The following is an 11,229-nucleotide window of genomic DNA, read 5'->3' as shown; positions in this document are numbered from 1 at the left end:
GTCCTCCTCGTGGACCAGCCGGGCATCGGCGCCCGCGCGGTGGCCAGGGTGGTGGCCGCCTACGGGGGTTCGCGCGGCGCGCTGGCCTCCGCCGCGTACGGCGGGCGCCGGGGGCACCCCGTACTGCTCGGCGCGGAGCACTGGGCCGGCGTCGTGGAGCAGGCGGTGGGCGACCGGGGGGCACGCGGCTACCTGCGGGAGCACGAGGCGGCGATCGAGCTGGTCGAGTGCGGCGACGTGGCCGACCCCTACGACATCGACACGCCGGAGGACCTCGGGCGGCTGGCCTGACGCACCGCAAGGCACCGTCGGCGCGGGCCGGTTGGGCGCGGGGGCGGCACTGCGGGCCGCGCCGGCGCCGCCCCGGGAGTCCCGCCGTCAACAAAGCATTGAACTTCCACCATGAGGAAACTACTATCCACTGGTCAGAAGCCCTCGATGCCCGGAACGGTGCGTACCGCCTTCGCCGCCCTACGTGGCACCCGGTGCCATCGCCCCGGCGTCCGGGAGCCGCCGGACCGCCGAAGGAGTGCCCCATGCCCGCACCAGCGCCGTCACCGCTGGAGATCGTCGCGCCCGCCCCGCTGCCCCGGCAGGAGGAGGTGCTGACCGAGGAGGCCCTCACCTTCCTCGCCGAACTGCACGCGCGCTTCACCGACCGCCGCGACGAACTGCTGGCACGCCGTGTCGAACGGCGCGCGGAGATCGCCCGTACCAGCACCCTCGACTTCCCCGCGGAGACGGCCTCGGTCCGGGCCGACGACAGCTGGCGGGTCGCCCCGTCGCCGCGTGCGCTGGAGGACCGCCGGGTCGAGATCACCGGGCCGACCGACCGGAAGATGACGATCAACGCCCTCAACTCGGGGGCCCGCGTGTGGCTCGCGGACTTCGAGGACGCGTCCGCGCCGACCTGGGAGAACGTGGTCACCGGCCAGATCAACCTGATCGACGCCTACGAGCGGCGCATCGACTTCACGGACGAGTCCTCGGGCAAGTCGTACGCACTGCGCGACGCCGACGGCCTCGCCACCGTCGTCGTGCGGCCGCGCGGCTGGCACCTGCCGGAGCGCCACCTGCGCGCGGCCGACGGGAAGGACGTGCCGGGCGCGCTGGTCGACTTCGGGCTGTACTTCTTCCACAACGCGCGGCGTCTGCTGGAGCGCGGCCTCGGCCCGTACTTCTACCTGCCGAAGACCGAGTCCTACCTCGAGGCGCGGCTGTGGAACGACGTCTTCGTCGCCGCCCAGGACCTTCTCGGCATCGAGCAGGGGACCATCCGCGCGACCGTGCTGATCGAGACGATCACGGCCGCCTACGAGATGGACGAGATCCTCTACGAACTGCGCGACCACGCGTCCGGGCTGAACGCGGGCCGCTGGGACTACCTGTTCTCGATCGTGAAGAACTTCCGTGACGGCGGTGCGAAGTTCGTCCTGCCCGATCGCAACGCCGTGACGATGACCGCGCCGTTCATGCGGGCCTACACCGAACTCCTCGTGCGCACCTGCCACCGGCGCGGCGCGCACGCCATCGGCGGGATGGCCGCGTTCATCCCCTCCCGCCGCGACCCCGAGGTCAACAAGGTCGCCCTGGAGAAGGTGAAGGCGGACAAGGACCGCGAGGCGGCCGACGGCTTCGACGGGTCCTGGGTCGCGCACCCCGACCTGGTGCCGGTGTGCCGGGAGGCCTTCGACGCGGTCCTCGGCGACCGGCCCCACCAGAAGGACCGACTGCGCGAGGACGTCGTCGTGGCGCCGGCGGACCTGATCGCCGTGGACTCGCTGGACGCGAGGCCCACCTACGAGGGGCTCGTCAACGCGGTCCAGGTCGGGCTGCGCTACATCGAGGCCTGGCTGCGGGGCGCGGGCGCCGTGGCCATCTTCAACCTGATGGAGGACGCCGCCACGGCGGAGATCTCCCGCTCCCAGATCTGGCAGTGGATCAACGCGGGGGTGCGGGTCGAGCACGAGGGCCGCAGCGAGCCGGTCACCCGCGACCTGGTCCGGGACCTCGCGGCGAGGGAACTCGACGCGATCCGGGCGGAGGCCGGCGACAAGGCGTTCGAGTCCGGCGAGTGGCAGCAGGCCCACGACCTGCTCCTGACGGTCTCCCTGGACTCCGACTACGCCGACTTCCTCACCCTCCCCGCGTACGAGCGCCTGCGCGGCTGACGGCGGGAGGCCCGCCTTCCGCCGGCGGTGGGCGCACACGGCGACGGGCGCTCCCGCCGCCCCCGGTGACCGGGGGTGGCGGGAGCGCCCGTCGGGGCCGGCGGCTGCTCAGGCCGTCGGCGTACCGCGGCCCTGCGAGGCGTCCGGGCGGCGATAGGACTCGCCCGTCATGGACTCCAGCGTCATGCGCTTCGTCTCGGGGATCTTGAAGCGCACGAACCAGATCGACAGGAAGGCGAACAGCGCGAACGCGCCGTACAGCCAGGACAGCCCCACGTGGTCGGTCGCCGGCTGGAAGGCGAACGTCACGATGAAGTTGAAGATCCAGTTGGACGCGGTGCCGATCGCCAGTGCCATCGCGCGCATCCGGTTCGGGAACATCTCCGCGAGCATGACCCACATCACGGGTCCCCACGACAGCGCGAAGAACACCACGAAGGCGTTGGCGCCGACCAGCGCCAGGGGACCGTACGGGTGGGGCAGCGTCACGGACTTGCCGCTGCCGTGCTGCTGCGAGAACGCGATCGCCGTCAGCAGCAGCGAGAGGAACATGCCGATCGAACCGATCGTCAGCAGGCGCCTGCGGCCGACCCGGTCGATGAAGAGCATCGCGACGACGGTCATCACCACGTTGATCGCCGCAGTGATCACGGAGGTCGTGAACGAGCTGGACTCGCTGAAGCCGACGGACTGCCACAGCGTCGTCGAGTAGTAGAAGATCGCGTTGATGCCGACGAGCTGCTGCAGCGCGGCCATGATGATGCCGACCCAGACCAGCGGGTGCAGCCCGAAGCGCGCGCCGCGGATGTCCGCGAAGCTGGTGCGGTGCTCCTTGCGCAGGGTCTGCTGGATCTCGCTCGCCTTGGCCCGGCCGTCCTCCTCGCCGGAGATGCGTTCCAGCACGCCCGCCGCGTCACCGATACGGCCCTTTTGGACGAGGTAGCGCGGCGACTCGGGGATCATCAGGGCGAGCACGCCGTAGACGGCGGCGGGGATGACGCCGACGAGGAACATCCAGCGCCAGGCCTGCAGGCCCCACCACAGGTCCTGGGAGGCACCGCCCGCGGCACCCGCCAGGCCCTTGTTGGAGCTGAGGACGACGAGCTGGCCGATCGTGATGGCGAGCTGCTGCAGCGAGCCGAGCGCGCCGCGGCCGCTGGCGGGTGCCACCTCGGAGATGTAGGCGGGGGCGATCACCGAGGCGATGCCGATGCCGAGGCCGCCGATCACGCGCCACACCAGGAGGTCGGGCACGGAGAAGGCGAGGGCCGAGCCGACCGAGCTGATGATGAACATCGCCGAGCCGAGCAGCATCACCTTGCGGCGGCCCCAGATGTCGGCCAGCCGGCCCGCGTACCAGGCGCCGACCGCGCAGCCGAGGAGCGCGATGGAGACCACGAAGCCGGAGAGGAACGCCCCGAGGTGGAAGTGGTCGGTGAGCGAGTTGACCGCGCCGTTGATGACGGAGGAGTCGAAACCGAAGAGAAAGCCGCCGACGGCGGCGGCGATGGAGACCCCCAGAGCTTTGCCCTTGCGGCTCGGCGAGCCTGCTCCTCTGACTGATTGGGCCATGTAGCCATCACCTCATGTACGTCACCCGACCACCTGTCGGGCAAATCACTATGAATCGGTCCTTGTCGTGTGGGTACATGTAAGCATTCGAAGACCCGTGGGCGCTGACGGGGGCCGCTGGGCACCGTCGGGCCGGGCACACGGGGTCGCCCCTCGCACGCTTCCATGATCCGCTGAGCGCTCGTCTACCCCGGGGGCGCGGCCGCACCGCCCGGGAGAGCTGTGAAATATGGCATCCACCGCGGCGGGAGCACGCCTCTCGGTGACACACCGTAACAGTCGGGAGCGCGGCCCCGCGCAGGCGCACGTAGCCGCCCTCCCGACGGGCCCCGTGGGAGGGCGACTTCGCGTCCCACACGGCCCGCCCGTCCAGGGTCACGCGCCAGCCGCGACCGCCGTCGGGCACCGGCACGCCCACCTCGGTGATCGCGCCGCGCGGCGCGCCGACGGTCAGGTCGAAGGAGCCGCTGCCGGCCCGGCCCGCCGCCCACGACGCGGTGATCACCCCGTCCGCCGTGGTCAGTTGCCCCTCGGCGGACCCGAGGCCCCCGGGGTGCGGCACGACGGTGTGCCCGCGGCCGCCGTCCTCGGCGGGCGCGATGCCGAGCAGCCGGTAGGTCAGGGCCGAGGTGGGCCCGGTGGACCAGCCGTGGGCGGCACTCATGTACGAGCCGGAGTAGTCCGAGGTGCCGTCGGTGCGGTAGCCCTCCCAGAACGTGCTTGCGGTGCCCTGCGGCGCGTCCAGCATGTAGCCCCATTCGAGGCGTATCAGGTCCAGGGCGGTGGCGTCCCGGCCCGCGGCGAAGTGCGCGTGCACCTCCATGCCGCCGGGGAACGGGTGGACGGACGAGTCGCCCTTCTCCGGGGTGAGCGCGCCGACGGGACTCCAGCGGGCGGCGAGGGCCGTGCTCACGGCCGCCGCGCGGGCGGGGGAGTCGGCGAGGCCGAACCACAGCGCGAGGGAGTTGCCGTCCTGCGGGTGGAGCTGGGCGCCGGGCCCGGTGGGCTTGTCGCGGTACAGGCCCGCGGACTCGTCCCAGTAGCCTCCGCCTGCCACGGCCGACTTGAGTGCGGCGGCCCGGCCGGCGCAGTCGTCCGCCGTCGTGCCGTCACCCAGGGAGCGGGCCAGGGCGGCGCCGGTGACCAGCGCGCGGTACATGATGGCGTTGGCTTCGAGGTTCTTGCCGTCCGCGTCGGTGCGGGCCCAGTCCGCGGCGGCCGTCACGTTCAGCAGCCCGTCGGTGTCGAGCTTGGCGAGCGAGAACCCGAGCGCCTTGCGGTAGGCCGCGTAGATCGAGCGGCCCCAGGCGAGGTCGCCCGAGAGCTGCACGTAGGAGGCCGTGCCGATCAGCGTCCACAGGTGGTACGCGTCGGAGTTGCCGACGAAGTCGACGGCGGGCCCCGCGTAGGGGAGCGCGCCGCTCGCCGCGTCCTGGTGGTCGTAGAGCGTGCGCAGCGAGTTGCGGACGGTGTCCAGGTCCCCGAGGGACACGTAGTCGGTGAGTACGGAGATGCCGAGGTCGCCCGGCCACACCGTGCGGTCCCGCTTGGCGCCGTCGACGAGGACGGTGTCCCCGGACTCGCCGACCGTCGCGCTGTTGTTCCAGCCCACGTCCGGCGGCCCCCACACGCGGCCCTGGTCGCGGGCGACGATGTTGGTCTGCACGGTGTACGCGCCCGCGTACCAGATCCGGTTGAGCAGGTCGTCGTCGCAGTGGAAGTGGTTGGGATAGGCACGCGGGTCGGCCGCGTTCGGGGCGAACGTGACGCTGACGGACACGTCGCCGAGGGCGACGGTGCCGCCGGTGACGTTCACGACGGTCAGGTACCTGAATCCGCCGCGCAGTTGGGACGCCGGGTCGGCCGCCGCCTCGCCGCTCGCACCCGCCAGCGGGGTGTCGTGGCGGGTGCTGAGCGTCCCGCCGGGCGTGACGGCGTAGTGGACGGGCGGCTCGTTGTTCGAACCGCCGTTGGAGCCGTCGCTGGAGGTGGCGCTCACGTAGGTCGACAGCTCGGCGTACGTGAGCCCGACGACCTGGTCCGCGTCGGTGCGGCCGGTGAACGCGAGGGTGACGAAGCCGCCCGTCTCCTGCCCGAAGTCGAAGGTGACGGACGAGCCCTGGCCGTGCAGCACCGTCGGCGCGCCGGGCCGCGGGTGGGTGGCGACGGGCCGCACGGTGCGGCCGCGGGGCGAGAGATTGAACCGATCCCACGGCCCGGAGGGGGCCTTGCCGGGCACCGGCCGAGGGCCCGTCGGCGGGGCCGCCGCGGCGCTCGCCGCGTCCAGTCCGGCCGTGCTGAGCAGGGCGGACGTCATGGCGCCCGCGATGACGGTGCGACGACGGGGGCCGTGTGCTGCTGCGCGAGTCATCATGCTCCCGGGAGGGGTGGGTTTGAACGTTTCAATGAGCGCGACTGCCGAGCAGGTTACGGCCGCGGCCGTCAGGGCGTCCAGAGGCGTGCACGGGCGGGGCCGGGGAGCGGGGTGCCGAAGTACCGCGCGGCAGGCACTCGTTGCAGGACCCCCGCGTGTCGCGGTGTCGCCCCGGCGGCGCCCGGGCGTGCCGGGCCACTTGGCTCGCGACGGCGCGCCCGGGCGCCCGTCCCCGGGCCGTGCGACGCGAAGGGCCCGTGGCCCCGGGCGCGGTGCGCGCCCGGGGCCACGGGCCCGGAACCTCGGGGCTCACGCGGCCGGACGCCCCGGGACGGGACGGCGGCCGACGCGAGCGGTGCCCGGAGCGGTTCGGCCCCGGGCGGGGTGCGTCAGAGCAGCGAGGTGTAGCCGTTCCAGCCGGCCTTGCCGATCTCGACGCGTGCCTTGAACGTGCTCGTGCCGGTGTGGCCGGTGGAGGAGTACCGGTAGAGCTGGCCGCCGGAGGTGACGGCGACGAGGTCGGCACGGCCGTCGCCGTCGAGGTCGCCGGGCGCGGCGAGCTTGGTGAACATGTTCCAGCCGGGGCCGATCAGGGACTTGGCCTGGAACGGCGAGGCCGCCGAGCCCTTGCCGGCGTAGAAGTACAGCTGGCCGGCGGAGTTGCGGGCCACGATGTCCGCGTACCCGTCACCGTTGATGTCGCCGGCGCCGACGAGCTGGTTGAACTGGTTCCAGCCGGTGCCGATCTTCGTCTTCGCGTTGAAGTGGCCGTCGCCCTTGCCCGTGTAGAGCCACAGGGTGCCGCCGCTGTCGCGGGCGATCAGGTCGCTGTTGCCGTCGCCGTTGAGGTCGCCGGGGCCGACGACCAGGTTGTAGCTGCCGAAGCCGGTGGTCTTGACGCCCTCGAAGCCGGGGGTGTCGTTGTAGAGCGTGCCCTGGTAGAGCTCCAGCAGGGGCTGCTCCTCCGTGCTGGTCAGCGACACCGGGGCGATGAGCTTGGCGCCCTTGAAGCCCGAGCCGACCAGCTCGCGCGCGGTGACCGAGCCCGTGTTGAGGCCGGAGTAGTAGTAGATGTCGCCGCCGGACGTCAGGCCGAACAGGTTGTTCTTGCCCCAGAGCAGGTTCTTGCCCTGGCCGACGAACAGTTCGCTGTTCCAGCCCGTGCCGAAGAGCTCCTTGGCGGTCAGCGAACTCGTGCCGCTGCCGCCGGGCCTGCCCGTGTAGTAGTACACGTCGCCGCCGACCTTGCGGCCGAGGATGCCGCCCTGCTGCGTCTCGTCGTCGCCGTAGCCGATGACCTGGTTGTACGTGTTCCAGCCGGTGCCGATCTTCACCCTGGCGGCCAGCGGCGCGGCGGCGGTGCCGTCCAGCCGGAAGTACCAGAGGTCGCCGTTGAGGTCGCGCGCCACCAGGGACTCGTACCCGGTGCCGGTGATGTCGCCCGCGCCCAGGAGCTGGTCGTAGCCGCCGAAGCCGCTGCCGACCTTGACCTTGGCGGTGAACGGGCTGGTCGCCTTGCCCGTGCCCTTGTAGAGGTACAGGTCGCCGGTGTGGGTGCGGGCGAGCAGGTCGCCGAAGCCGTCGCCGTTGGTGTCGCCGACCGCGACGACCTTGTTGTACGTGTTCCAGCCGGAGCCCGTCCACAGCGGGCTGCCGCCGGGGAAGCTCGCGTAGTTCCACAGCGACAGCTTGCCGGTCGTCGTCAGGGAGAGGACCTGGGTGGCCGCGGAGCTCTCGTGGCCGGGCGTGAGGATGTCCTGGTACTTGACCTTGACCGTGCCGTGCGACGCCGTGGTGCCCGCGGTGACGTTCACCTCGCCCAGGGAGCCGTTGCCGCCCTCGACCAGGGCGTCGGCGACGCCGTCGTTGTTCGGGTCGAAGCGCGGCGTGGTCAGCGGCGCGCGGGCGGCGGACCTGGCCAGCGACCGGGCGCCCTTCGCGTGCGTCGCGGCCTTCTTCGGCAGGCTCAGCGTCGGCTGCTGCCCGCCCTTCGGTGCGACCGGCGCGATGGCGTGCGGTGCGGTGCCGGAACCGGTGTCGGCCTGTGCGACGCCGGCCGGGCCGAGCGCGAAAGCGCCCGCGGCGAGGATCCCGGATGTGCAGACCGCGATCAGGCGGCCGGAACGGCGCGGACGAATGCGCGCCGGAGAGGAATGCGACACAACCCCCCCAAGGGATGTGAAAGAAAACCGCGCGCCGGATGGGTCCGTGCGGGCGGAAGTGAGAGTCCGAGTCGCGAGTGTGTCCGACTCGGGCACATCACTATAGCCTCACGATCCTCACAGGAACTCCGATATTCGTTCGCGGAATTGCCCGAACTTCCTGGTGGCGGCGATGGGTCGGCCACGGGTCGCGGCGGGCCGGTGGCGGCGGGCCGGTCGCGGCCGCACGCCACGCACGGGCCGGCCGCGCCCCACGCACACAGGGGCGGCGCCCGGTCGGCGCCGCCCCTGTGTCGGTGCGTGGCCCCGGCGGTGTCCCGGGGCTCAGGTGTTACGAGGTGCGCCGCCGGCGGCGGATGGCCGCGCCGCCGCCGATGGCGGCGAGGACGGCGACGCCCGCCGCGACCGGGACGGTCACGGAGGCGGAGTCGGAGGACTGCGAGGCCAGGCCGGAACCGTCGAGACCGCCGCCCATCGGGCCGGTGATCTTCACGTCCTTCGCCGGCTTCGGGGCCTTCTTCGGGATGGACTTGATCGTGGAGACGGCGCCCTTCTTGTCGAGGAGCACCTCGACGTTGTTGGGCTTCTTGAAGTTGAAGAAGTTGTTCATGGTGCCGGCGCGCGTGTCGAAGGACGCGTCACCGATCTTCTTCGTGGACCAGTTGTCCTCGACGAACCGGGTGATCGACGCCTGCTCGGTGAGCGTGTGGTCGATCGCGTTGGTCTTCGCGTAGGGCGAGATGACCATCATCGGCAGGCGCGGGCCGGGGCCGCAGCGGTCGGCGTAGCCGCCCTTGGCCTTGGGGCCGTCCTGGCAGGCGACACCGTCGGTCGGCTTGCCGTTGGAACCGAGGGCGGTGTCCTTCGAGCCGTTGAGCACGGGCGGGGCGACGTGGTCGTACCAGCCGTCCGAGTCGTCGTACGCGAGGACGATCGCGGTGGACTTCCAGTCGGCGGACTTCTGGATCTTGTTGATCTCGCCGATGAGCCAGTTCTGCTCGTCGATCGGGTCCGAGTTGCCGGGGTGGGCGTCCTGGTACTGCGCGGCCTTCAGGAACGACACGGCGGGCAGCTTCTGCGCGGCGAGCGCCGCGTCGAAGTCCGTCAGGTCGTAGTTGTGGTTCGCGCGGCCGTTGTGGCCGATCTCGTCGACGTTCGCCGGCGCCAGGTGGTGCGGGTTCGACGTCGACTTGTAGTACTCGAACGGCGAGTGGTGCGGGCTGTAGTCGACGACCGAGGCACCGCCGATGTTCTTGTGTGTCGCGCCGCAGACGGCGTAGGTGCCCTTCGTGCCGTCCCACGCGGTGGTGGGCCGGAAGCCGCCCTGGAACCAGCCCCAGGAGACGTTCTTCTGGTTGAGCAGGTCACCGATGTTCTGGCCCTGCATCGCGGCGAGCGCGTTGGTCGACGTGTGGTTCGAGTCCGCGCAGTCGTCGTAGGCCGGGTCGGGGTCGCCGATGACGGTGCCCACGCCCTTCTTGTCGGGCGAGGACAGCACCGAGGAACTGGGCGTCTTCGTCTGCTTCGGCTTCTCGGTGCCCGTGGACGGGTCCATCGACTCGGCGCCGTGGGTCTGGCCCGAGACGAGGTTCAGGGCGCCCGGCGTCGACGGGCCGAAGTTCGAGCCGAAGGAGTTGTCGCTCAGCGTGTAGTGCTGCGCGTAGTTCCACAGCGCGGTGGTGGTGTTGCCGTCGTAGTAGTCCATCGACAGGCCGGGCTCGCCGAACAGACCGCCGGAGCAGGTGTCCGTCTCGGTGTTCTCGACGAACTTGTTGGCCTTGCCGTTGTTGTACGCGAGCTGCTCGGGACCGTAGTTGTGGTTCTGCGAGCAGGTCAGGGCCTGGTCGGGGGTGAGCCGCTTCGGCGCGTACTGGTTGGGGTTCTTCTTCAGCAGCTTCGCCGACGCCAGGTTGTCGGCCTTGGGCGTACGGTTCGACGCGGTGAACGTCGTGCCGTCCGTGTTCGCGGCCTTCGGGTACGTCGCGAAGTAGTGGTCGAAGGACTCGTTCTCGTCGAAGATCACGACCACGTGCTTGATGGGCGTGGTCGTCTTCGCGCTGTTGTCCTTGGCTTTGGGGGCGGCGGAGGCCGGGGCCACCGAACCGCCGAGCGCGACGAGCGCGGCGGCCGCGAGCAGCGCCGCGGCCTTCCCCGCGCCGCGCCGGCCCGGCGCCGTCATGGCTCTTGCACTGAACATCTGTCACCTATCCATGCCTGCGCACCGGCCACTCCCCCCACGGGCGTGTCGTCATGCGCTGTCGGATTTCGGTAAGCATGTTCGGTGAGCCGTACGTGCGGGCGCGTGGCACTGACCTGGCCTGGCGGTGAATGGTTGGTCAGCACTTCCCCATGAAACCGTTGTGAAAAGGTAAGAAGCCCTCATCGCATCCGCAAATCCTCGCGGGGCCGGGCGGTGGCCCGCGGGGTCCGCGCACCCGGGGCGCGGCCCCGATGGCAGGGGACGACTTCCGGGGGAGGCGTCCGGCCGCCCCCTACGCCGCGCAGCCGACGCGGCCCCGCCGGCGTAGGCCCGGAGGGGGACGGATCAACACCTCCGTGGGGTGACTACTCGGTATACCCCGGCTGGCTAACTTTTCGGGCACGTCAACGGAACGTGGCTGAAAGGAAGACCGCGCATGCACGGCAAGGCTTTCGCTCCCGAGTACCAGGGCGCCCTGAGGGCCGCCCTGGACGTGAACTCGTCCTACGAAGAAGTGCTCGCGACTGCGAAGCGCGTGGGGCGGGAGGCCGCGACGCCGCTGGAGAGCGCGCGGGCCCTGCTGGGGGAGGCGGAGGCACACCGCAGGCTCGGAGCGGTCGAGGAGGCGGGCACCGCGTGGCGGGCCGCCTACCGCGCCGCCCGGGCGGCGGACGCTCCGGCCGTGATGGCGTGGGCGCTGTGGAGCGGGGGCACGCTCGCCCGGCAGCGCGGGGCGCTGCCCCTGGCCCG

6 protein-coding genes and 1 pseudogene are annotated in these 11,229 nt (G+C 71.5%); 3 read left to right on the top strand and 4 right to left on the bottom strand.

From position 1 onward, the window contains the following. A partial coding sequence (locus L1885_RS15440) for a nucleotidyltransferase family protein (RefSeq protein WP_235797690.1) occupies positions 1-291 on the top strand: 291 nt, incomplete at its 5' end. 245 nt (positions 292-536) lie between these two features. After that, a complete protein-coding gene (aceB, locus tag L1885_RS15435) occupies positions 537-2,171 on the top strand; it encodes a malate synthase A (RefSeq protein ID WP_235797689.1) in 1,635 nt (544 codons plus the stop codon). 108 nt (positions 2,172-2,279) lie between these two features. Here the strand turns inward: aceB and L1885_RS15430 are convergent, their stop codons facing one another. From L1885_RS15430 to L1885_RS15415, 4 genes are all read right to left on the bottom strand, one after another. Continuing rightward, entirely contained in the window at positions 2,280-3,743 is a 1,464-nt protein-coding gene (locus L1885_RS15430; protein ID WP_235797688.1) for a sugar porter family MFS transporter, read from the bottom strand. A gap of 7 nt (positions 3,744-3,750) precedes the next feature. Continuing rightward, entirely contained in the window at positions 3,751-6,060 is a 2,310-nt protein-coding gene (locus L1885_RS15425; protein ID WP_235797687.1) for an alpha-L-rhamnosidase-related protein, read from the bottom strand. A gap of 446 nt (positions 6,061-6,506) precedes the next feature. Beyond that, positions 6,507-8,279 (bottom strand): FG-GAP repeat domain-containing protein, encoded by a 1,773-nt coding sequence (locus tag L1885_RS29205; protein ID WP_235797686.1) that lies wholly within the window; start codon positions 8,277-8,279, stop codon positions 6,507-6,509. A 331-nt stretch (positions 8,280-8,610) separates the two neighbouring features. Continuing rightward, a complete protein-coding gene (locus tag L1885_RS15415; protein WP_235797685.1) occupies positions 8,611-10,476 on the bottom strand; it encodes a phospholipase C in 1,866 nt (621 codons plus the stop codon). A 439-nt stretch (positions 10,477-10,915) separates the two neighbouring features. On the opposite strand from L1885_RS15415, the pseudogene L1885_RS15410 reads away from it, so the two are divergent. Continuing rightward, positions 10,916-11,229: pseudogene (locus L1885_RS15410) on the top strand (tetratricopeptide repeat protein); the annotation flags it as partial.

It is taken from the genome of Streptomyces fuscigenes (assembly GCF_021556455.1).
In the GTDB taxonomy this organism is placed as follows: domain Bacteria; phylum Actinomycetota; class Actinomycetes; order Streptomycetales; family Streptomycetaceae; genus Streptomyces; species Streptomyces fuscigenes.
This window is presented reverse-complemented; position numbering and strand designations above follow the sequence as displayed.

What these genes read in the sequence shown, in the direction of transcription:
- aceB (WP_235797689.1), top strand. Translation starts at nt 537, where the DNA reads ATGCCCGCACCAGCGCCGTCACCGCTGGAGATCGTCGCGCCCGCCCCG.
- L1885_RS15430 (WP_235797688.1), bottom strand. Translation starts at nt 3,743, where the DNA reads ATGGCCCAATCAGTCAGAGGAGCAGGCTCGCCGAGCCGCAAGGGCAAA.
- L1885_RS15425 (WP_235797687.1), bottom strand. Translation starts at nt 6,060, where the DNA reads ATGACGTCCGCCCTGCTCAGCACGGCCGGACTGGACGCGGCGAGCGCC.
- L1885_RS15415 (WP_235797685.1), bottom strand. Translation starts at nt 10,476, where the DNA reads ATGTTCAGTGCAAGAGCCATGACGGCGCCGGGCCGGCGCGGCGCGGGG.